The sequence below is a fragment of the Priestia sp. HNGD-A6 genome, from assembly GCF_045784335.1.
In the GTDB taxonomy this organism is placed as follows: Bacteria; Bacillota; Bacilli; order Bacillales; family Bacillaceae_H; genus Priestia; species Priestia zanthoxyli.
Genome location: NZ_CP138621.1, coordinates 3,440,210 through 3,462,385, shown reverse-complemented (window position 1 = coordinate 3,462,385; position 22,176 = coordinate 3,440,210). Strand labels below are relative to the sequence as shown.

General features: G+C 37.6%; 29 protein-coding genes. 5 read left to right on the top strand and 24 right to left on the bottom strand.

Going from position 1 to position 22,176, the window contains the following annotated elements:
- The first annotated feature begins 56 nt into the window (after positions 1-56).
- Positions 57-887 carry a late competence protein ComER gene (comER, locus tag SCI76_RS17645; protein ID WP_025750559.1) on the top strand — a complete coding sequence of 277 codons (831 nt, stop codon included), beginning with the start codon at positions 57-59 and terminating at the stop codon, positions 885-887.
- A 40-nt stretch (positions 888-927) separates the two neighbouring features.
- On the opposite strand, the gene SCI76_RS17640 is transcribed toward comER, so the two are convergent.
- The 8 genes from SCI76_RS17640 to SCI76_RS17605 are packed head-to-tail and all read right to left on the bottom strand — an operon-like array spanning position 928 to position 6,020.
- Positions 928-1,686, bottom strand: coding sequence for a class I SAM-dependent methyltransferase (locus SCI76_RS17640; RefSeq protein WP_221831981.1), 759 nt, complete (start codon positions 1,684-1,686; stop codon positions 928-930).
- On the bottom strand, positions 1,683-2,036 hold the full coding sequence (gene rsfS / locus SCI76_RS17635; protein WP_013085071.1) for a ribosome silencing factor: 354 nt from the start codon (positions 2,034-2,036) through the stop codon (positions 1,683-1,685). The genes SCI76_RS17640 and rsfS overlap by 4 nt, the downstream gene beginning before the upstream one ends.
- Positions 2,029-2,601 carry a bis(5'-nucleosyl)-tetraphosphatase (symmetrical) YqeK gene (gene yqeK / locus SCI76_RS17630; protein WP_028411664.1) on the bottom strand — a complete coding sequence of 191 codons (573 nt, stop codon included), beginning with the start codon at positions 2,599-2,601 and terminating at the stop codon, positions 2,029-2,031. Before yqeK ends, rsfS begins: the two co-directional genes overlap by 8 nt.
- A complete protein-coding gene (locus SCI76_RS17625) occupies positions 2,588-3,160 on the bottom strand; it encodes a nicotinate-nucleotide adenylyltransferase (protein ID WP_025750563.1) in 573 nt (190 codons plus the stop codon). Before SCI76_RS17625 ends, yqeK begins: the two co-directional genes overlap by 14 nt.
- A gap of 60 nt (positions 3,161-3,220) precedes the next feature.
- Positions 3,221-3,520, bottom strand: a complete 300-nt coding sequence (yhbY, locus tag SCI76_RS17620; RefSeq protein WP_013059260.1) for a ribosome assembly RNA-binding protein YhbY — start codon at positions 3,518-3,520, stop codon at positions 3,221-3,223.
- A gap of 18 nt (positions 3,521-3,538) precedes the next feature.
- Complete coding sequence (gene aroE / locus SCI76_RS17615; RefSeq protein ID WP_080968622.1) at positions 3,539-4,378, bottom strand: shikimate dehydrogenase; 840 nt, start codon at positions 4,376-4,378, stop codon at positions 3,539-3,541.
- Between the two features lie 19 nt (positions 4,379-4,397).
- On the bottom strand, positions 4,398-5,504 hold the full coding sequence (gene yqeH, locus SCI76_RS17610; RefSeq protein ID WP_028411666.1) for a ribosome biogenesis GTPase YqeH: 1,107 nt from the start codon (positions 5,502-5,504) through the stop codon (positions 4,398-4,400).
- Positions 5,505-5,507: 3 nt separating this feature from the next.
- Entirely contained in the window at positions 5,508-6,020 is a 513-nt protein-coding gene (locus tag SCI76_RS17605) for a YqeG family HAD IIIA-type phosphatase (RefSeq protein WP_013059263.1), read from the bottom strand.
- A 549-nt stretch (positions 6,021-6,569) separates the two neighbouring features.
- Here SCI76_RS17605 and SCI76_RS17600 point away from each other — a divergent pair.
- Positions 6,570-6,710, top strand: a complete 141-nt coding sequence (locus tag SCI76_RS17600) for a sporulation histidine kinase inhibitor Sda (protein WP_013059264.1) — start codon at positions 6,570-6,572, stop codon at positions 6,708-6,710.
- A gap of 73 nt (positions 6,711-6,783) precedes the next feature.
- Here SCI76_RS17600 and SCI76_RS17595 read toward each other — a convergent pair whose 3' ends face one another.
- A complete protein-coding gene (locus SCI76_RS17595) occupies positions 6,784-7,566 on the bottom strand; it encodes a phosphatidylserine decarboxylase (RefSeq protein ID WP_028411667.1) in 783 nt (260 codons plus the stop codon).
- Between the two features lie 114 nt (positions 7,567-7,680).
- Here SCI76_RS17595 and pssA point away from each other — a divergent pair, with 114 nt between their 5' ends.
- On the top strand, positions 7,681-8,220 hold the full coding sequence (gene pssA, locus SCI76_RS17590; RefSeq protein WP_013059266.1) for a CDP-diacylglycerol--serine O-phosphatidyltransferase: 540 nt from the start codon (positions 7,681-7,683) through the stop codon (positions 8,218-8,220).
- A gap of 175 nt (positions 8,221-8,395) precedes the next feature.
- Here the strand turns inward: pssA and SCI76_RS17585 are convergent, their stop codons facing one another.
- Positions 8,396-8,545, bottom strand: a complete 150-nt coding sequence (locus SCI76_RS17585; RefSeq protein WP_014458166.1) for a hypothetical protein — start codon at positions 8,543-8,545, stop codon at positions 8,396-8,398.
- Between the two features lie 216 nt (positions 8,546-8,761).
- Between SCI76_RS17585 and sigK the strand changes: the two genes are divergently transcribed.
- A complete protein-coding gene (gene sigK, locus SCI76_RS17580) occupies positions 8,762-9,490 on the top strand; it encodes an RNA polymerase sporulation sigma factor SigK (RefSeq protein WP_013059268.1) in 729 nt (242 codons plus the stop codon).
- Positions 9,491-9,660: 170 nt separating this feature from the next.
- Here sigK and SCI76_RS17575 read toward each other — a convergent pair whose 3' ends face one another.
- The 6 genes from SCI76_RS17575 to SCI76_RS17550 form a co-directional block, all read right to left on the bottom strand.
- Positions 9,661-9,801 carry a YrzI family small protein gene (locus SCI76_RS17575; protein ID WP_014458165.1) on the bottom strand — a complete coding sequence of 47 codons (141 nt, stop codon included), beginning with the start codon at positions 9,799-9,801 and terminating at the stop codon, positions 9,661-9,663.
- A gap of 390 nt (positions 9,802-10,191) precedes the next feature.
- Positions 10,192-10,422 carry a YrhC family protein gene (locus SCI76_RS17570; RefSeq protein ID WP_028411668.1) on the bottom strand — a complete coding sequence of 77 codons (231 nt, stop codon included), beginning with the start codon at positions 10,420-10,422 and terminating at the stop codon, positions 10,192-10,194.
- An 81-nt stretch (positions 10,423-10,503) separates the two neighbouring features.
- Entirely contained in the window at positions 10,504-11,637 is a 1,134-nt protein-coding gene (locus tag SCI76_RS17565; protein WP_028411669.1) for a bifunctional cystathionine gamma-lyase/homocysteine desulfhydrase, read from the bottom strand.
- A 1-nt stretch (position 11,638) separates the two neighbouring features.
- Positions 11,639-12,562: a PLP-dependent cysteine synthase family protein gene (locus tag SCI76_RS17560; protein WP_028411670.1), complete on the bottom strand. Its 924-nt coding sequence runs from the start codon at positions 12,560-12,562 to the stop codon at positions 11,639-11,641.
- 143 nt (positions 12,563-12,705) lie between these two features.
- Positions 12,706-13,401 carry a 5'-methylthioadenosine/S-adenosylhomocysteine nucleosidase gene (gene mtnN, locus SCI76_RS17555; protein WP_028411671.1) on the bottom strand — a complete coding sequence of 232 codons (696 nt, stop codon included), beginning with the start codon at positions 13,399-13,401 and terminating at the stop codon, positions 12,706-12,708.
- Between the two features lie 17 nt (positions 13,402-13,418).
- Positions 13,419-14,060, bottom strand: a complete 642-nt coding sequence (locus SCI76_RS17550; protein WP_028411672.1) for a class I SAM-dependent methyltransferase — start codon at positions 14,058-14,060, stop codon at positions 13,419-13,421.
- 138 nt (positions 14,061-14,198) lie between these two features.
- Between SCI76_RS17550 and SCI76_RS17545 the strand changes: the two genes are divergently transcribed.
- Entirely contained in the window at positions 14,199-14,414 is a 216-nt protein-coding gene (locus tag SCI76_RS17545; RefSeq protein WP_013085082.1) for a DUF2536 family protein, read from the top strand.
- Positions 14,415-14,427: 13 nt separating this feature from the next.
- On the opposite strand, the gene SCI76_RS17540 is transcribed toward SCI76_RS17545, so the two are convergent.
- The 8 genes from SCI76_RS17540 to SCI76_RS17505 form a co-directional block, all read right to left on the bottom strand.
- On the bottom strand, positions 14,428-15,093 hold the full coding sequence (locus tag SCI76_RS17540) for a YrrS family protein (protein ID WP_071270540.1): 666 nt from the start codon (positions 15,091-15,093) through the stop codon (positions 14,428-14,430).
- 117 nt (positions 15,094-15,210) lie between these two features.
- A complete protein-coding gene (locus SCI76_RS17535; RefSeq protein ID WP_221831979.1) occupies positions 15,211-16,977 on the bottom strand; it encodes a penicillin-binding protein 2 in 1,767 nt (588 codons plus the stop codon).
- Positions 16,978-17,096: 119 nt separating this feature from the next.
- Positions 17,097-17,657: an isochorismatase family protein gene (locus SCI76_RS17530; protein ID WP_372452322.1), complete on the bottom strand. Its 561-nt coding sequence runs from the start codon at positions 17,655-17,657 to the stop codon at positions 17,097-17,099.
- A 119-nt stretch (positions 17,658-17,776) separates the two neighbouring features.
- Entirely contained in the window at positions 17,777-18,253 is a 477-nt protein-coding gene (gene greA / locus SCI76_RS17525; protein ID WP_013059279.1) for a transcription elongation factor GreA, read from the bottom strand.
- A 218-nt stretch (positions 18,254-18,471) separates the two neighbouring features.
- Complete coding sequence (gene udk, locus SCI76_RS17520; RefSeq protein ID WP_028411675.1) at positions 18,472-19,107, bottom strand: uridine kinase; 636 nt, start codon at positions 19,105-19,107, stop codon at positions 18,472-18,474.
- Between the two features lie 7 nt (positions 19,108-19,114).
- Positions 19,115-20,377 carry a U32 family peptidase gene (locus SCI76_RS17515; protein WP_028411676.1) on the bottom strand — a complete coding sequence of 421 codons (1,263 nt, stop codon included), beginning with the start codon at positions 20,375-20,377 and terminating at the stop codon, positions 19,115-19,117.
- Positions 20,378-20,416: 39 nt separating this feature from the next.
- Complete coding sequence (locus tag SCI76_RS17510; protein ID WP_407544056.1) at positions 20,417-21,346, bottom strand: peptidase U32 family protein; 930 nt, start codon at positions 21,344-21,346, stop codon at positions 20,417-20,419.
- Positions 21,343-21,999, bottom strand: a complete 657-nt coding sequence (locus SCI76_RS17505) for an O-methyltransferase (RefSeq protein WP_028411678.1) — start codon at positions 21,997-21,999, stop codon at positions 21,343-21,345. The genes SCI76_RS17510 and SCI76_RS17505 overlap by 4 nt, the downstream gene beginning before the upstream one ends.
- Positions 22,000-22,176: the final 177 nt, after the last annotated feature.

The following is a 22,176-nucleotide window of genomic DNA, read 5'->3' as shown; positions in this document are numbered from 1 at the left end:
CCATTACGTCTTCATAGTGTTTAGAAGAAAAGGCTTTTGAAGGAGGGAATGAATCAGTGAACATAGGGTTTATCGGAACAGGAAACATGGGGAAAATATTAATTGATGCGTTTATTGAATCAAAAGCCGTACGTCCTTCTAAAATTACTATTATGAATCGTACAAAAAAAAGGGCCAAAGAGATTCAACAGCAGCATAAAAAAATTCATGTTGCTGATACAGCTGAAGAAGTTGTTCACGCATCCAAAGTCATTTTTATTTGTGTTAAGCCATTGGATATTCACCCCCTTTTAATAAAATTAGAACCACTGCTGACGAAAGATCACTGCATTGTATCCATTACCAGTCCAATTAGCGTAGAACAAATCGAACGCCTCATTCCGAGTCAAGCAGCTAGAATTATCCCTAGCATTACGAATCGGGCATTAGCAGGTGTTTCTCTTTTCACGTTTGGAGAAAGATGTACGCCTTTTTACCAAAATTATTTACATGAATTATTTTCATCTATGTCAAAGCCTGTGGCTATTGATCAAACGATTACCCGCGTATCATCCGATATCGTAAGCTGCGGTCCTGCATTCTTCAGCTTTTTGCTTCAACGCTTTATTGATGCAGCAGTTCAAGAAACAAATATTTCTGAAGAAGAAGCTACCGTCATGGCCAGCGATATGATTATTGGAATGGGAAAACTGTTGGAAAAAGAAATATTTACGCTTCCTACCTTGCAGGATAAAGTATGCGTAAAAGGCGGTGTAACTGGAGAAGGTATTAAAGTTTTAGAAGCTGAACTCGGAGAGATGTTTGTGCACGTATTTCAAAAAACACACGAAAAATTTGACGAAGACATTGAGCTTGTTCACAATCAGTTTGATAGTCTTATTCCATAATTTCTGTAGAAATCCTGCTTTGAAACAAAAAAAGAAGCCTCTACTCGGCTTCTTTTTTTTGCGCAGAGAAAAAGATGCGCTCACTGTTTGAAGTAGGCTTACTCATTTTGAAATCTGCACTTACTTCTATATTTATAAAACCAGCTTGGCTCAACCATGATTGATAATGGTCAATCGACCAAGTGCGCTGAGCATGCACCTCATCAAAGCGATGATATGCATCGATTTCTTCATCATAAGCAAAAAACGTAATATCATGCTCTACACGCATGTCTGTATCGTCATAGGTGCAGTTCCAAATATATGACACGTCTTCATCTACATAAGAAAAAGATTGATTTCCAAATACGTCCTTCATCTTGTGCACTGAATGAACATCAAATATAAAGAGCCCACCTGGTTTTAAGTGTTTATATACACGTTGAATGGTTTCTTGAACTTCTTTATCACTTTGCAAATAGTTCAAAGAATCACAAAAGATTACTACACAATCAAACTCTTTCAATAACTCAAGTTCCGCCATGTTTTGCTGAAAAAGAGATAGCGTTACCCCTGCTTCTGCTGCCTTCTCTTGAGCTACCATAAGCATATCATCAGACAAATCAACGCCGACTACGGAGAAACCTTCTTTTCCAAATCGAACGGAGAGTTCTCCCGTGCCGCAGGCAAGGTCTAATATACTGTTAGGCTTTGTTTTTGCTTTTGCCACCTGCTGATTAAAAAATTCAGCCCAATCGTCATACGGAACGTCTGCCATTAGCTGATCATATACGTAGGCAAATTCTCCGTACCTGCTCATAGCTGTAGCTCTTCTGAACTTACAAATGGTGCATCTCCCCATAAGCGTTCTAAGTTATAATATCCGCGCTCATCTTTATGGAAAATGTGAACCACAACATCTCCAAGATCAACAAGCACCCACTTAGCCTGCTCAAACCCTTCTAAACGCTTCACAGAAATGCCTTGTTCGTGTGCTTTTTCTTTAATTTCACGAGCAATTGCCTGCACTTGTTTATCTGAGTTACCGTGACAAATAACAAAATAATCTGCCACAAGTGAGATTCCTTCCATATTTAACGCTACGATATCGATTGCTTTTTTATCATCGGCTGCTTCTACAACAAGAGATAGCAATTCACGTTCAGTCATGTGTTTGACCTCCTAAGATTAAATCATTATATGTCATCATCGTATCGGGATAAACGGCCTGATGTTTGGTCATTAAAAAAGAAATAGTATTCTTTAATGATTGAATAAGTGCTGCATTTAAGTCGGTTTTAGCTAACTCCCGCACTTCATCAACACCTGGAAATCTCCTTCCAGGTTCAATATAATCAGCAACGTACACAATTTTTTCAAGTAACGTCATGCCAGGTCTTCCGGATGTATGGTAAGCAATTGCATCCAATACTTCCTTATCCGTAATCCCTACTTCATTTCTCACTAAAAACGCGCCTACTGGAGCATGCCATAATTCGGTATTGTATTCCAATAAAGAAGGGTTCATGTTTTGATCAATAATAATTTGCTTCATCTCTTCCTTTGGACGAAACTTGGCATAGTCATGAAAAATAGCAGCCAGTTCTGCTTTTTTTTCATCTGCTTCAAAACGTTTAGCTAATTCAATTGCTGTTTCCATTACCCCGACAGTATGAATATAACGACGTTCTGTTAACTGTTTCTTTACGATTTCTAATGCCTCAGTTCGATTCATATAATTGATTCTCCTCGATATATTGTTTAACACCAGCAGGTATAAAATAACGAATGGTTTCTTTCTTTACTACTCGTTCGCGAATAAAGGAAGAGGAGACATCAAACTGCGGAACTTCTACTTCTTTTATCGGGTAAGGGGACGTAATGGTATACCCCGGGCGCTTTACACCTACAAATGTAACCAAATTGACTAATTCATCAATTTCATACCACTTCGGCAAATATTCTACCATATCAGCACCAATGATGAAATGAAACTGATACGTTGGATATTTCTCTGTTAGTATTCTCATCGTATCATATGTATATGAAGGTTCTTTGCGCTCAAATTCAATCGGCTGCAGGGTGAATTGATCATGTTCTTCAATAGCTAGCTTTAGCATTTGTAAACGATGATATGGCTCAATAGGCTCTTTGATTGTTTTATGAGGTGGAATATATGACGGCATGAACCATATCTCATCTAATTTCAAGGCATGCAAAACCTCATTTGCCATCATTAAATGCCCCAAATGAGGCGGATTGAACGTTCCACCTAAAATTCCAATACTCTTCAACAATCCCCGACTCCTTTAATTTACTTCATTTTTAAATAGAGCGGGTTTCCCCGCTCTATTTCATTTCACTTTTGGAAGCATTAACTGCTTATTTTCACGTGATTCTTTATATAACACAATTGTATTTCCAATCACTTGTACAAGCTCTGCTTTTGTTCCTTTTGTTAATCGAGCAGCAACCGTGTCACGATCTTCGTCACAGTTTTGCAGAATGCTTACTTTTAATAATTCTCTTGCTTCTAATGCATCAGCAATTTGACCAATCATATTTTCATTGACTCCACCTTTTCCTACTTGGAAAATTGGATTTAAATGATGTGCTTTTGAACGTAAAAAACGTTTTTGTTTACCTGTTAACATAAAAACCTCCGTTGTATCTTATCTCTTAGTTAGTGTTGAAAGAACAATGTGTTCCATTGCCTCTTCGTCAGGACGGACCTTCGTCCATTTTTCAAATGCAAGTGCACCTTGCAGTACAAACATACCGACACCGTTATGAGTGCCTGCCCCTTTTGCTTCAGCCTCTTTCAAAAGCTTTGTTTTTAAAGGGTTGTAAATAATATCGCTGACTACCGCTTCTTTTTGCAATAAAGTAAGTGCTAAAGGCAGCTCATCAACGTTAGGATACATCCCCACCGAAGTGGTATTAATAATAATATCGAATGTATCTAGTTGTTTTTCCGCATCAGAAATAGACATCGCCGCCGTTTTCGTCGAAAAAGGCAGCTCGTTAGCTAGTAAAGCTGCTTTTTCGACGGTACGATTGCATATCGCAATTACATCGGGAGCGTGCTGAGCTGCAATTGTATAAAAAATAGCTTTTGCAGCTCCTCCAGCTCCAATAATTAAAATGCTTTTTTGGGATAAGCCGCCTTCTACTGCTTTGAGTAAAGAAGTCACATACCCCTCTCCGTCGGTATTGTATCCAATATAACGGCCATCTTGATTAACAACTGTATTTACAGCGCCAATTGCCTTTGCTAATGAATCGACTTCATCCAAATGATTCATAATATCAACTTTATACGGAATCGTGACATTAAATCCTTGAATGTTTTTATCTTTTAGCTCTCCAATAGCTGACTCAAAATGAACAGGTTCAATTGGAAAAGCCTCATAATGCGCATCCATGTTCAGACGTTTAAAGGCATCATTTTGCATCAATGGCGATAGTGAATGCCCAAGCGGATAACCAACTAGCCCATATAATGTACTCAAGATTTTTTCCCCTTTTTGTTTAAATTAAAGAATCGCGCACAAATACGCCGACTCCTTTTGGTGCATGCGCCACAACTTTTGAACCTGACTCATTAACCGTCACCCAGCCAAGCCCTGAAAAAACAATATCCGTCTTTTCATTTTTGATTGTAAATTCATGTGCAACAAGTTCAGGAAACTCACTCATTTGCTCTGGGCGCGGCGGCTGAAGCAGTTCACCTGCTTGCTTTTCATACAACTCATCTGCTTTTTCAAGCTTTGTACGATGGATATGCAAATCATTCGATACATAACATGTTAACGACTTGCGGCCTCCCTGTACATAATCTAAGCGCGCCAGTCCTCCAAAGTATAACGTTTGCCCTTCGTTTAGCTGATAAACCTTCGGCTTTATTTCTTTTTTAGGAGAAATTAACTTTAAGTCTCGTTTATCTACATAGTGAGCCATTTGATGATGATTAATAATGCCAGGCGTATCATATAAAGACGCGCCGTTATCAAGCGGGATATCAATCATATCAAGCGTTGTGCCCGGATATTGAGACGTAGTAATAATATCTTTTTCTCCCGTTACTTCTTTAATAATGGCATTAATAAATGTCGATTTACCAACGTTTGTACATCCAACAACATATACATCTTTACCTTCGCGATAATGTTCAATGGCTTCGGCAATTTCTCGAATTCCTTGTCCTTTTTGCGCGCTCATGAGGAACACATCCACTGATTTTAGGCCAAGCTCTTTCGCTTCTCGCTTCATCCAATGAATTAGTTTATTTTTCTTTATAGACTTCGGCAGTAAATCTGCTTTATTTCCCACTAAAAGAACCTTATTATTTCCAACAAATCGATGCAAACCAGGTAACCAGCTGCCGTTAAAGTCAAAGATATCTACAACTTTTACAACCAAACCGTCCGTTTGACCAATTCCATTTAAGATTTTTAAAAAATCATCGTCTGTTAAGGAAACATCTTGTACTTCATTATAATGCTTCAAGCGAAAGCATCGCTGGCAAATAATAGCTTCTTTTTCTAATGCTGATTTTGGAGCGTAGCCAAGTTCATTCGGTCGTTCTGTTTGAATCTCCACTCCGCATCCTACGCACTGTATTTTTTCTTCACTCACGTTTTAATCCTCCCAGTTAATCATACCTTTTCGTTTCATCCAACCTAAAATTCTTCGTTCCATTTTACGGTTAAATTTCGTTACAAATCCATCTGTTTGCGCAACTGGTACAACCAAAACCGTATATACGCCTAGGCGATTTCCTCCTAATACATCCGTTAAAAGCTGGTCGCCAATGACCACAACCTCATCTTTTTGCAGCTCCATATCACGAAGAGCTCTTCTAAATGCTTTACGCATCGGTTTGCGTGCTTTATATACAAATGGAAGTCCAACTGGATCTGAAAACAGCTTGACTCGTTTCTCCACATTATTCGATACAATCGTAATTTTAATTCCACTATCTTTCATTAACTGAAACCACTCAATTAATTCCGGAGTGGCATCAGGGCGATCCCATTCCACCAACGTGTTATCTAAGTCGGTAATAATTCCTTTTATCCCGCGCTCTTTCAAATCGTCTGGCTTAATTTGAAACACGTTTTTCACATGTTCATTTGGTAAAAAAAGTTTCAACACGTATCATGCACCTCGAATATATAGTTACATACTAAAATTAACGCCGTCTATCATTATAACGACTTCTTGTTATTTTCCAACCTAAAATTTTATTCTCTTCAAAAACAGGTCTTTTCTTAGTATAAAGGATATGCCTTGTGAATGCTTTAACTTTATACAGAAAGTTATTGACAAAAGGCAGTAAACCTCCATTTGTTCGTGAGCTTACGATATATTTACCCACTGCAAACTTAAAATAAAAAATAGTGCAGAAAACGTTTATTACTTATCAAATAGGGTAAGTGGTAAACAAATTCTGTTAAAAGTTTTCGACAAAAAATGATAACCCCAACTATGTGGATAAGGTTATACACATTATCCTCTGTTATAGTTCAGCAATTAATGGTAATTATAAACAACATACCCACATTTTATCCACCGAAAGCTGTGGATAACAGAACGATTGTTCCTTTATTTGATTCATGTTAGATTATAAATAAGGAATTTATTAGCATTTAAATATAACTTTTTAGGATATTTATTTTAGTAGGAGGTGGCGGCAATCTTATGAGAAAATTATCAGATGAGCTGCTTATTGAGTCATACAGCAAAGCAACCGAACTGCAATTAAGCCCTGATTTTATAAAATTAATTGAAGAGGAAATTGAAAGAAGATCATTAAAGATTAGCATACAAATCCCTTCTTAACGAATAAAAGAGCCTTCTTAATAAAAGAAAGCTGCATCTTCATTTATCTATCTACTCTTTTATTATATAGGCTCTATTTTTTCAAATGAGCAATTGGTTCTCCACATTTTACGTAAGAACCTGAGTGGACGTTAGAATCAAAAGTGATTGAGTTCTTCTCAAATAATAAAATGACAGTCGAGCCAAACGTGAAGTAAGCCATTTCTTCCCCTTTTTCGACTACTTCTTTTTTAGAAACCGCTTCAATGCTGTTTATAAACATGGCTCCTACTTTTACCATCAGCATGTGACCATTTTCAAATGTTAACTCCGTGAGCTTCCGGAAATTTTTCACAAGCGGTTCTTTCCCATACTTGATTCCTAATGAATTTACTGGATAAGACTTTTGTCCAACGGTCCACGTATTCCCTACTTGTGCTTTAAGAGGACTGTGAATGCGATGATAGTCTTTTGGACTAAGATAGAGGATGATAAACTGTCCTTCTATATATTTTTCAAGAATGAGATCATTTGAAACCATTTCCTGTATAGAATAAGGTTTGTTTTTTACAATCATTTCTTTTTGAGGCGTAATGACTCCATATGCTTCTATCTTTGCATCTACAGGACTGACAACGCTGTCTTTCTGCTGATCGACCGGACGGGCAGAAGGCTTCAAACGACGAATAAATAGCTCGTGTAAGTTTTGATAATGATGCAGAGGCTTGTCCATTTCTTCTTTATTTACTTTAAAAACTTTTGTATAGGAGGGTATAATAAACCGACTCCATTTAGAGAAAGTGAATTTTCGAATGAGCTTCGATGATCCCTGGTGATTCGTAAGCTCAATAAACGTTCGATACAGGTGCTGCAACAATAATTTTACCTCCACATACTGAATAGTTCTTTACTAGAATAAGGTTTGCGTCTACAATGAAATTACCATTATTTTTACCTTTAGTTCATTCCATCCTTTAAAGGAGTGAGGAAATTGTTTTTATTAGACTATCTAGATCATACAATTAAAAAGCTGAGATCCCAAGCGGCAAACTCCTTAACGATTGTTAATTTAAGTTTAGGAAGCTTTGCTATTTTATTTGTCATGAAAAATGAATTGAACTTAAGTTTATTACTAATTTTTTTAGCAGCGTTAGCAGACCGATTCGACGGCATGGTAGCCAGAAAGCTGCAAATTGAATCTGAACTTGGAAAACAACTGGACTCCATGTGCGATATTATATCATTTGGCATCGCTCCAGCTCTACTACTTTATCAAAGTATTTTATCTCACTTTGGTGCTGCAGGTTCAATTGTTACCATCTGTTACATTGCTTGCGGAGCACTTCGTCTTGCCCGCTTTAACATCACAGAAAATACCGGGTATTTTACAGGGCTCCCTATTACCGCAGCAGGTTGTTTATTAACTCTTAGCTACTTGGGCGTCCCTTATTTGCCTTCACACTTTTATATGTTTTTAATTATCGTACTTGCTTGCTTGATGATTAGTACGTTCAAGCTAAAAAAAGTATAGAGCTCCATTTACTTTTACAAAGGAATATTATCATCTTGCTTCTTTTCTTAATTATAGAATAAATCATCTTCTTTAAGAAACAAAGCGAAAATTCCTTAAGAATTCTTAAAAATGAATGGTTCTATTCGGTAGGATATGTCATCTAAAAAAACTCATGCACATGCATGAGTTTTTTTTAACACCAGCAGCTAAAAAACCAATAGAAGCTTCCGAAAATTAATAACAGAACAAATAGAACAATCAACAATCCAAGTCCCCAGCCGAACCCTCCTCCGCATGGGTAAGCTGGATAATTAGGATAACAGCAGCCTCCGTAACCGTACATACTCTCCCTCCTTACACTATAAACTACTACTAGCGTATGTACATACTTTTTCTCTGTATAGGCTGGTAACTATCTCTAAAGAAAAATCTATGGACTTTTTCAAACTCTCTTGTCCCTGGGGGGAATTTTAAACGTACAGGCAAAGACATCCTTCTTTTTACATATAGTGTAATGTTAGTCTCTCACAGGTTGATATCCCCTTATGGAGGTGTAGAGATGTCTGCATTATTTACCGCACTAGGCTATTTCTTTAAAGAATTGGTTTTCCTTGTTTCCTACGTAAAAAACAATGCGTTTCCTCAACCCTTGTCTGCTGCTGAAGAAAAGAGATATTTATCTTTAATGGAACAAGGAGATCAAGAAGCGCGAAACCTTCTTATTGAACACAATCTCCGACTCGTTGCGCATATTGTTAAAAAGTTTGAAAACACGGGAGAGGATGCGGAAGATTTAATTTCAATTGGGACAATCGGTTTAATTAAAGCAATCGAAAGTTATTCGCAAGGAAAAGGAACAAAATTAGCTACTTATGCCGCACGCTGTATTGAAAATGAAATATTGATGCACTTGCGAGCGCTCAAAAAAACAAAAAAAGATGTGTCGCTGCATGATCCAATTGGCCAGGATAAAGAAGGAAATGAAATCAGTTTGATTGATGTATTAAAATCAGAATCAGACGATGTAATCGATATGATTCAACTAAATATGGAATTAGAAAAAATAAAAGAATATATCGATATCCTCGATGATCGAGAAAAAGAAGTAATTGTTGGCCGCTTCGGTTTGGATTTGCAGGATGAAAAAACCCAGCGAGAAATTGCAAAGGAATTAAATATTTCAAGAAGTTATGTTTCGCGAATTGAAAAGCGAGCGCTGATGAAAATGTTTCACGAATTTTACAGAGCCGAAAAAGAGAAAAAAAAGAGCGGAAAGAAGGAGAATTAATCCTTCTTTCCGCTCTTTTTTTAAAATAATTTCCAAATGATAATCCGCAGCAAACACATCATTACTCCCCCTACTAGTCATTTAGGTGGAATCTTTCTCCACAAGCAGCCATACAACGATATATCCTTTTTGATTAATCATCATTCATCCACTCCTTTCCACTATTCAAATTAGAAATGACGATAAAATTCATACTTGCGGTCTTTTATTTCTTCTTCTAATTGTCTTACATACTGTTCATGCTTAATTTCTTCCTCTGAGTATTGACGGGACTTTATGGTAATAGTTAAAAAGAAAATATTCAGTGTCATTCCAATCACCTCCTTATACAAAAAAAACCACAGTTATGCATAAGCATCCTGTGGCTGAAAGACAATAAAAACCACAGGGCTACTATTCGCACCTGTGGTGAATTAACGTGTTTTAACGATCAAGGTAAGAAAGTTACTTGATACAGGAACACGGCCGAATAGTATACATATATAGACGATTTTTGAACATAGCCCAAACTGAATGATCCATACCTGATAAACGTCTTAACATATGACTCGACCTCCTTTTAATAAAGTATTTTCCTTACAATGGTAATTATATCCACGAACTTATAAAAAGTAAACTGTTTTTTTGAAAAATAGGGAATTTTTTTATTTTTTTTAACCCTCATAAAAAAAAGACGATGGATCATCGCCTTTTTGTATCTATTATTCTTTTTCTTTCATTAATTCTTTTTTTAGTTTTTTAGTTTGATAACTAAAATAAAAAGCAAGGGCGGTAAAAAGAATAACGATCGCTTCCATTATTCCAAGCTGCATATCACTTTTTTCACCTTGGCCAATCATAACACCAATATACAAGAATGTACTTACGGCTAGAAGGACGTAAATAAAGCGGCTGTAATCTTCAATTTTTGCTTTGATGTGTTGAGCTTTCATACAATCACCTTCTCAGTAGAATGTTATAACTCTACTCTATCATAGATCTATAGGTCTATAAAAATCCTATTTTTACCACCTTTATTCCAATGCTCTTTCTAAGTCTTCAATTAAATCTTCTACATCTTCAAGACCTACAGAAATACGAATTAATCCATCTGTAATTCCTAGCTCTTTACGTCGGTCGCTCGGTATAGAAGCATGAGTCATTTTAGAAGGAATGGAAATGAGGCTTTCGATGGCTCCTAAACTTTCTGCTAATGTAAAATACTTCACTTTGCTCAGTACTTCTTCCGCTTTCTCTTCGCTTCCCACATCAAACGAAACCATTCCCCCAAAACCTCTTGCTTGCTTTTTAGCAATGAGGTGGTTTGGGTGGGTTTTTAATCCTGGATAATATACTTTTGCCACAGCAGGATGGGCAAGTAAAAATTCTACTATTTTCCCCGTGTTGAATTCGTGTTCTTCCATTCGTATTCCTAATGTTTTAATCCCTCTCATTAAAAGCCAAGAATCCTGAGGTCCTAAAATGCCTCCAGTCGCATTTTGGATAAAATGAAGGTCTTCAGCTAATTTAGGCGAATTCACCACTGCTAGCCCTGCTACAACGTCACTGTGTCCCCCTAAATACTTAGTTGCACTGTGCAGAACAATATCTGCGCCTTTTTCGATAGGATTTTGCCAATACGGCGTACTGAATGTGTTGTCAACGATGGTAAGTAAATGGTGTTGTTTAGCTACTGAAGAAGCATGCTGCAAGTCAGTAATTTTTAGAAGAGGATTCGTTGGAGTTTCAATAAAAATGGCTTTTGTGTTAGGGCGAATTTCTTTCTCGATATTTTGGATATCGCTTGTATCAATAAAAGTAGCCTCAATGCCGATACGGCTTAGTACCTTTGTGATCACTCGATACGTTCCTCCGTATACGTCATCTGTAATTAACACATGATCTCCGCTGTTAAACAGCATGAACACGGCAGTAGTAGCGGCCATACCAGATCCAAACGCAAACCCAGCATACCCTCCTTCAATTTCTTTGATAAGTTCTTCTAGGGCATGACGTGTAGGGTTACCGGTTCTCGAATACTCATATCCCGTATGTTTTCCCGCTCCCTCTTGTTTATAAGTACTCACTTGATAAATAGGAACAGAGACAGCACCCGTCTGTTCATCGCCAACAATTCCACCATGAATCAACTGTGTTTTACGTTTCATCTTATCTTCCTCCACTGTAAATATTTTTACTTAAGTACCGTTCACTGCTATCCGGAAAAATCGTGACGATATGAGCCCCTTTTTCTGCATTTTTTGCTTCGATAAGGGCTGCTTCAAAGGCTGCTCCTGAAGAGCTACCTACTAGTAACCCCTCTTTTAAAGCCAGCTCTTTCACTCTTTGAAAAGCATAAACATCTTCAACAGTATGAATAGCATTAAAATAAGATCGCTCCATATAATCAGGGATGAACTCCATTCCAATTCCTTCAGTTAAGTGAGGACCGGATTTCCCCCCGTTTAAAATTGAACCTTCTGGCTCCACGATGACTGTTTTTAGAGAAGGATTTTTTTCTTTCAAAAATTTCGCTGTACCCATAAATGTCCCCCCTGTACCTGCTCCAGCTACAAACACGTCAACTTTTCCATCAAGCTGTTCATATATTTCTGGCCCTAAGGTTTTATAATAAGTCATAGGGTTGGCCGGATTAGCAAACTGTTGAGGACAATAAGAACCAGGGATTTCACGCAGCAGCTCTTGAGCTTTGTTTATAGCACCTTTCATACCAGCTTCAGTAGGCGTTTGAACTACCGTTGCCCCCAAAGCCTTCATAAGCTGCTGTTTTTCAATACTGAATTTTTCTGGAACACATAGTATGACGTTTATTTCGTACTGAAGAGCAGCTAAAGCCAGCCCGATCCCCGTATTCCCAGCAGTAGGCTCAACCAGCGTTCCGCCTCGCTTCAGTCTTCCAGAGCCAAGAGCTTCTTGCAGCAGTTCTTTTCCTAAACGATCTTTTACACTTCCTCCTGGATTAACATATTCCAGCTTGGCAAATATCCTGATTTCCCTAGGTAAATCAAATTGTGTAATCTCAATCATAGGTGTGTTTCCAATCAATTCATGAACGTTTTTGACTACCTTCATAATCTTGAACACCTCGCTATCGAAATAATATAACTTAACCTATAAATAAAGTAGGAATTAAGATAAAAATATAGTCTACACCCCATGTTATGACAAACGATGCAGAGTGTAGACGAAAACAAACTCTATATTTTATGAACAGCTTATTTTAATTTTGTAATAAAATTCAATACTAATTTCGTTGAATTAACAGCTGCTTTTTCTAAAAATTGCTCAAAAGAAACATTTGATTCTTTGCCGGCGATGTCAGAAAGAGCACGAAGAATAACAAACGGTACGCCAAATTGATAGCATACTTGAGCAACAGCCGCTGCTTCCATTTCAGCTGCATAAAGGTCTGGAAACTTAGAGCGAACAAACTCTACGCGCACAGGATCGTTCATGAACGAATCTCCTGTAGCAATTAATCCTTTTACAATTTTCATATCCGTTACTTCAAGAGCGCTTTCTTCAGCAAGGCGAACTAGTTTTTCATCTGCTTTAAAAGCTGCAGGCAAGTTTGGCACTTGACCGTATTCATAGTTGAATACCGTTACATCTACATCATGATGACGAACTTCTGTTGAAATAACCGCGTCCCCTACGTTTAACTCTGGATGGAAACCGCCTGCTGATCCTGTGTTAATAACGTAATCAGGTTTGAACTTCTCTAGTAAGATGGCTGTAGATAACGCCGCATTTACTTTTCCAATACCTGATTTTAATAATACAACCTCCACGCCGCTGATTGTTCCTGTTGAGTATTCACATCCTGCGATTACTGTTTCTTGACGATTCTCAATTTTATCGCGTAAAATCGTCACTTCTTCTTCCATTGCTCCAATGATTGCTACTTTCATTTTAAAACCTCTTTCTACTATTGTTTCGTTGCCTCCAATACCCACACAAAGTGATTAAATTGTGTAAAGGTTATGTGAAAACCATTGCTTTCAAAGATTTGCTTTAAGACAGGGATCGTTGTATAGTATTCCCTCTCTAGATCTTCTGCTAGTTGCGTATACCCTTTTTGTTTTGCCTGAACAATGGTATCAGCAAATGAATCCGCTGTTTCAAACATTGTATCGGCAAACACTATTTTACCACCGGTTTGAAGTAACTTTCCATAGTTTATCACAGCTTCTTCTTTTTCTTTATCTGTTAAATGATGAAATGCATACGTACTAACTAAGCTCTCTGCTGGAAACAACGATGTATCAAACTGTAAAAAGTCTCCCGGTGTGACTAAAACATCTGCTCCTAATTTCTGGTGTGCCAATTGTCTCATTGGCACTGACGGTTCAATTCCTACTACGGTTAGTTCCTTTTCTAACAGTTTTTTTGTTAAGTTTCCAGTCCCTGTTCCAAATTCGATCACATGCCCTATTGAACGATTTGCTACATACTCTAAGATTTCATTATAATTGCGAAACACTTCTTTATACTGTTCATCTTTCCCGCTTACCGATGCATCATACTCATTCGCCCACTTTTCAAAGATATCTAAAAACTCTAGACCCATAAAAAACGCCTCCTTATAACTAATAATTCTTATGGATATAGTATGTTTTTAGTCATCGTTTGTTCTTCATTTACAAATATTTTAAGCTTTTAACTTTCTATTTGCTATACTATAGTAATGAGGTAAGGAGGTCGTAAGATGAATTTTGAATTTGAAATGATTGAAGATAAAATAGAATTTTTTGAAGCGCCTGATGTTAAAATGCTTGAGAAACAAATTGCGGAAAAAATTGATCAAAATAAAGCGATTTTGCTTGAGGTGCACAGCGTATCTCATCAAATGTCTGTGGACTATGAACAAGGTAAAAAACTGTACTCTGCAGTTGTTCATTTCAAATTAAAAAAGCAGCGCTAGCGCGCTGCTTTTCTTATTGAAGCTTATCCACTACTGCGGGCTTCCAGCCTTCTCCATCTACCCATTCAATTTGAACGCGGTATTTTGTTGATGAGTTGCCTTTAGGACTAACCGTAGCTACGGCTTTACCTACGCCACCGTTATTCCCTAAACGCCATACGGTCATATTGCTTGGGCTAATGCCTGATCCTTCGCCTACAGCTTTTAGCATTTCGTTCCAATCCGTTGATCCTTTTTTATAAGTTGCTGCAGGTGCATCTTGTGACGTACCTACTGAATCCCATGAAGGATCTACCTTGCGTTCTGCCACGCCAGGCTCTGGATTTTTCTCTACTTCAGCCTGTGAATCTGAGTCATTTGATTCTTCATCTGTTGCTTGATCATCTTCAGAGCTTTGGTCATCTTCAGAACTTTGATCGTCCGTTGCTTGATCATCTGTTGCTTGATCATCTTTCGAAGAATCATCGTCTTTTTTAGCCGTCTTGTCCGTTTTTTGGTCATTTGTTTGCGGATTGTTTTGAGTTGTTTCCGCTTGGTTATCCGATTTATTCTTGTTTCCAAGAATCATCGTACCACCGACAAATACAATTAAAACTGCTACGACAGCAATTAACAGATTATATAATCGGTTTACTTTTTTTTCTTTGTTTTCGTGTCTTGAAGAACGATTGTTATTCATTGCTACAATTTCCTCCAACTTTTATAATGCTTTATTCTAACATGTGTTTTCTTATACATGAAGCATCAAAATTTATTTGAAGTATATTTGTAATATTTTTTACAAATTCTTCTTGTTTTAACGTGTATTTAAGTCATACATCCCTTTAACAATATCATAAAATACGCTGTTTGTGGGAGATATCGCACTTTTTGTATTTAAATCCACCACTACCATTGCATATTTTGGATTATCTGCAGGAAAGTAACCGGCGAACCATTTATTGACGATATCGGCTTTCACATTGATTTCAGCAGTTCCTGATTTTCCTGCCACTTCATAAGGAAGCGTTTGAAATCTTCTTCCTGTTCCTTTTTCGCTCTGTACAACGCCTTTTAAAAGCTGCTGCATAGAAGCAGCTGTGGCTTCATTAATCGTATCTCCTTTTAGCTCATGCTCTTTAAACGTATACAGTGACGTATTGTTTTTATAGTCCAGCGCATCTACCGCTTTTACCTGCTTCTTTTCTCCTCCCCGTGCAATTGTCGCCATCATATTTGCTACTGCAAGCGGAGTCACTTTTACGTCAAGCTGTCCAATTGCTGTTTGCGCTACAGCATTTGGTACTTTTTTTTCTCTATCATTTGTCCAAACTCTTCCCGATTTTTCTCCTAAAAACTGCTTAAAATGTTCAAAGTGAAACACATCACCCGTCCATCCTACAGGCTGAAGAAGCCCTAACTTATCAGCATATTGTTCAATGATATCCGGATTAGATATTATCATTTCTTTTGCTAGCTGGGCAAACGTTGCATTACAACTTTGCGCAAAGCTTTCTTCAAACGTCAGCTGCCCTTTTTGATGATCTTCTTCTACATTATTGCCATAAATACTTTTATCGCAGTTATAGGTAAATGAAGGCTGAATTTTATTTTGTTCAAGCGCTGCAGCTGCTGTTACGGTTTTAAATATAGATCCGGGAGTTTGCGGCGTCAGCAAACGATTTTCCACGCTGTCTGAACCGTTTTGCTTTTTAAATGGATCTTTCTTATTAATTGAAGGCCTGCTGGCCATCGCAATTACTTTATTGTTTTTTATATCAATTAAGACGGCTCCTCCGTCTTTTAACTTATAATGATTCAATGTATTCTCCACTAGCTCCTGAGCAGACAAATCAAGCGTCGTACGCACACTGACTGGATAATAAGGGTTAGCTGTGCCCGTATATTTTACATCGATGCCAAACATAGGTCCACCTAGGCGATCAACATGATAAAGGAGCTTAGACTCTTGTTCAGGCAGCAAAAACTCGTCAAAAGCCCTCTGCATCCCTGAGATACCTACAGGCGTAGTTGATTTAATAGCTCCATTTTTCAATTTATCACTGTACTTCTCTTCAATTATTTGTTTGCTTTGTGCTTCTAGTCCGATTAAATGTTCAGCAAGAGGAACTGGACGCTCATCTTTTAGAGGAATTCCAAACACGCCAGGTACCTTTAATGCATTTATTTTTTCGACTTGTGCATGGGATAATTCTTTTGTAATAACAACCGGTGTTTTAGCATTCGCTAGTCTGTTCGTTAATTCCTGTGGTTGCATTCCCACAATTTCGCTTACTTGCTGAACGGGCCACTTCATTTTTTCTAAAAACGGAAATAGAACTAAGCGATTATGCGTGATAGATGTTAAAGACTGTCCATTTTTATCTTCGAATTTCCCTCGTCCGTCGTCTACCACCATTTCCTGCGTACGCTGTTTTACGCTTCCTTCAATTAAGTTAATATTTTTATCAGTAAAAGATTCTGTGCTGACAAGCTGGAGTTGAACAAGCCGTGCTCCCAGTCCACTAATTAATAATAAAATAAAAATAAGAGTAATATAAATTCGCTTTTGAATTATTTTCATGACTACACCTCACTCTTTACAAGTGTCGACGTTGCCATTACTTTTAAAACCATTATCTTAAGAAATATTCATTCTTTTTTTCATTCCATAAAAAAACTTGCTGATTCAGCAAGTTTTTATTATTCATTTTCCGTTAAAAATTGTTGAGTTGTTCGTAGCTTTCCTATTTTCGGAAAGATGTAAGAAAGAGTGGCTTCATGCTCTTCTTTTGTAAATGTCGCCATGGCATCCGTGATAAAAATTTGGTTATATCCATACTGAAATGCTTCACGAGCTGTGCTTTCCACACCAATATTTGTTGCAATTCCGCAAAGGACAATTGTATCAATTCCTCTTCGGCGAAGCTGAAGGTCTAAATCTGTCCCAAAAAAGGCTCCCCACTGACGTTTTGTCACAATGTAATCATTCTCTTGAACATTAAGTCTTGGATCGAATTCTGCCCAGTCTGCAGGTCTTTCTTGAGGAGCAGATGGCTTTTGATCCGTTTCTGGCGTCAACGCATCTTTTCCATCTTGAAAATCTACTCGTACAAAGCTAATAAATCCATTTTGTTCGCGGAAACGATTCACAAGCTGAACAGATTTTTCTACAATTTCGTCTCCTCCAATTGGAACAATCCCTTTTTGTAAATCAATTAAAACAAGCGCTGTTTTAGTAAAATCGATATCTTTCATCTTCATCTTTCCTTTCCTACATATCTTTTCTATTCTCTCCGTTTTTTTAAATCATATAAAAAAAGCTGACGCGTGTCAGCTTTTTCACTTACGAGCATTCAGTAGAACGCTTCCAACCATATGTTTTACTTAACAGATACAATTTTCACTGACATATCTCCACCAGGAGTTTGAACAGTTACTTGATCTCCAATTTGTTTGCCCATTAGACTTTTAGCAATTGGCGAATCATTTGAAATTTTCCCTTCAAATGGATCTGCTTCTGCACTACCTACAATTGTATACGTTTCTTCGTCACCATCTGGCAACTCTACAAATGTTACAGATTTACCTAATGATACGATAGAAGAATTTTCTACATCTTCTTCAATAATTTTCGCATTGCGAATCATATTCTCAAGCGTTGTAATACGTCCTTCCACGAAAGCCTGCTCGTCTTTTGCAGAATCGTACTCAGAGTTCTCCGATAAATCTCCAAAACTGCGGGCGATCTTGATACGCTCTACAACTTCTTTACGTTTTACTGTTTTTAAATATTCTAGCTCTTGCTCTAGCTTTAGCTTTCCTTCTTCTGTCATTGGAAATACTTTTTCTTGTGCCATAATCCCTTCACTCCTTCTTGAACTCAAAATCTCTAGTGTATACAGTCGATTTCTGTATGTACAAAAAATTTTCCACTCTGTGGAAAAATCAGTTAATAGAGAAATGACAGCTTCAAAATAGAAGCTGCTCGTTTCTCTATTCTTTATAATGTTTGTGTTTAGTTAGCAGAATATGTCTGCATTGTCTTCAAAAAAATTCCTGCATCTATGCTATGTTATTATAAAATGGCATTTTGTTCAAGAATTGTTTGAATTTTAGTGACCATCAAGTCAATCGCTACGTGGTTTTGACCGCCTTCAGGAATGATAATATCTGCATAGCGTTTTGTTGGTTCAACAAACTGATTATGCATCGGGCGAACGACAGATACGTATTGATCAACAACTGACTCAAGCGTACGCTCTCGTTCTTTAATATCACGAAGCATACGACGAATGATACGAAGATCCGCATCTGTATCTACGTATAGCTTGATATCCATTAAATTACGCAAGCGCTGATCTTCTAGTACAAGAATACCTTCTAAGATAATAACATCTTTTGGTTCTTCTTTAATTACCTTCTCAGAGCGCGTATGAATTGCGTAATCATATACCGGTTTGTCAATGCTCTCATAATTTAATAAGTTTTGCAAGTGTTCAATCAGCAAATCATTATCAAATGCTAGAGGATGATCGTAATTTGTTTGCAAACGCTGTTCAAACGGTACATCGCTTTGATCTTTATAATAATAGTCTTGCTCAAGAAGCATAATAGAATGCCCTTTAAAATACTCATAAATAGCTTTGGTTACAGTTGTTTTACCAGAACCGGATCCACCAGCGATACCGATTACAACGGGCTTTTTCCCCATTTTATATTTAAATCCCCTTTCGCATCATGTTATATGAAAATAGAGGTTGGTCCACTTTAAATTTCACAATTTGCAGCGGATGACGCGCAGCATCTAGTTCATTGCCATCTTCGTCCCAAATTTTATCTATTTTTTGCGTAAAGTTTTTAATTTCCGGACCAAAAAATTCCACTTCTTCTCCCGGTTTAAAATAGTTACGCTGTTGCAATGTCACGATGCTTGTTTCTTCATCATAATTCAATACTAAACCAGCAAAATCAAATTTTGTTTTCTTGCCGTGTACGCCAAACATTTGTTCATCCACTCCAGGAACCCCTTCAAAAAAGGCGGGAGCCGTATCGCGGTTCGCACATTTGTCTAGCTCATCAAGCCATTCTTTTTGAATCACAAAATTCTCAGGATCTGCACAGTATGCGTCAATCACTTTTCGATATACGCTCACCACTGTTGCAATATAGTGGATCGACTTCATACGTCCTTCAATTTTCAAGCTATCAATACCCAGCTCAATCATTTGAGGGATAGATTGAATTAAATTTAAATCTTTTGGACTCATTGCAAACGGATCGTCTTGCTCATCAAATAAAGGCGTTTCCGTTTTACCGTCTTCTACTTTAAATAAATCATAGTCCCAACGGCATGATTGACAGCAGCCTCCACGGTTTGAATCACGCGCTGTCATGTGGTTACTTAGCACGCAGCGGCCCGAATAAGCAATACACATCGCTCCGTGAATAAAAGCTTCAATTTCAATATCCACTTTTTCTTTCATTTCGCGCATTTCTTCAGCACCCGTTTCACGAGCAAGTACAACACGTTCTAATCCTTCTTCTTTCCAGAATTGAACGGCTTTCCAGTTTGAAAGTGATTGCTGGGTACTTAAGTGTACTTCAAGCTTAGGTGCAACGCGTCGACAGGTTTCGATAATTAACGGATCAGCTACGATGATTCCAGAAACGCCAGCGCGCTCTAATCCCATTAAATAATCTTCAAGTCCGTCCATATTTTCATTGTGAGCAAAAATGTTTGTTGTAACATAAATACGTGCGCCGTATTTGTTTGCAAACTGAACACCTTCTGCCATTTCTTCAAATGTAAAGTTATCTGCATTTGAACGAAGGCCAAACTCTTTTCCTCCGATAAACACAGCATCTGCTCCATAGTGTACGGCAACTTTTAATTTTTCAAGGTTACCGGCTGGAGCTAACAACTCAGGCTTTTTAGTAATAACTCGTTTACCTTCTACTACAGTATCGATTTGAACAGCCATCGTTTGTACCTCCTTTGTTTATCTTTCTTTGCATGCTTTTTAATATACCGTTTCTTTAAAGAAAAACCCTGTGTCTAACGGGCGGTTAATTGGCTGCAAGCTTTCAATTTCTTCTAACAAATCGTCTTTAACGTTTTCGTATTCTTCACGGTCATCTACACATAAATCAATCGCTTGACGATATTTTTTTGTTACTTCTAAAATATATTGCGGTGACTTTAATACGCCGTCAATTTTAAATACATCTACTTCAGCGTCAATCATTTCGGAAAGCTCATCGATAATGCACATATCATTTGGACTCATAATATGCGTTCCATTTTCATCTTCGAAAATTGGATACTTATTGTTTCGCTCATTATCAAGTAAAAACATATCTTTTTCTACTTTACGATTTTCAATTTCCATGACTTTTCCTTGATACTCAAAGTAGTTGCCAAGAAGTGAACGTTTCGATTGGAACATACACGTCATGCCATGCACCTGAACTTCAATTTCTACTTCGGCTTTTTCTATGATATCAATGATGCTATCCATGCTTAGCTCACGAGCAAGAACTGCACGCTTAGCTCCTTTGCGGCCCCAGTAGTTACATGAATACCAGTTTGTTCCCGTTGTTTCAGTACTCCAGTGCATCTTCATTTCTGGAGCTGTTTCACGCACTGCCATTAATACAGCCGGATCTCCAAATACAATCGCATCCACGCTTGCTTCTTTTAAGAATAAAATATATTCATTTAATTCGGCGATTTTATCATTGTGAAATAATCCGTTCATCGCTACGTAGACTTTTGCATCATGCTGATGAGCAATATTTACAGCTTCTACGATATCTTCACGTTTGAATTCACCTGCTAAACGCAAACCGTAGCGCTGTTCACCAACCATAATAGCCGTTGCTCCAGCTTGTAGTAATGATTCGATTTCCGAAACTGCAGTTGGTGTCACTAATAGTTCTGGTTTTTTCATTCTTGGTCACCTCTTTTAATACTAATCGCGATTCCGTCTCCAATAGGGAGAATAGTTGTATAATAATCGGGATGATTCATCAGCCACGTATTGTAGGCCTGAATTTTTTTAATTAAGCTGCGGCGTCGACGTGTTTCTACTTCCGCCAAATCGGTCGCTACGTGACCTTTAAATAGTACGTTATCCGAAATAATCATTCCTTTAGAAGATAGCATCGGCTCATAATGTTCGAAAAAACGCTGATACTGACCTTTAGCTGCATCGATAAAGACTGCATCATAAGGACCATGACGTTCAATTTCATCTCTAAGCTCAAGTGCATCTCCAAACAACGACACAATTTTATCTTGTTTTCCCGCCCGTTCAATAAACTCTTGCGCTTTTTGGTAACGCTCTTCATTTCGTTCTACCGTAACCACTCGTGCCTCTGGAAGCGCATGGGTGATTCGAATAGACGAATATGCAATCGCTGTTCCAATTTCTAATATATGTTTTGGCTGATGAAGACGAAGAATTTGCAATAGCGTTTCAACACCAATCAATTCCATAATCGGAACGTGATGTTCTTCTGCATAAGCTTCCATTTCTTCAATAAGCTCCTGGCGCTTAGGAATAAGCTTTTCCACATACTGCTCTACGTTTTGTAAAAGCAAAACACTTCCTCCGTTCTCAGAAGTACATTTTACATTATGTTTTCATAACGTTTCATTACTGCAAAATAGTAAGACAACTAGTCTATTATAAGTTTTTTTCGTTTTTACGTAAACCCGATATATTTTAACATAAAAGATGGGGAATGCGAAGTATCGCGATTCCCCAATTTTAAATTT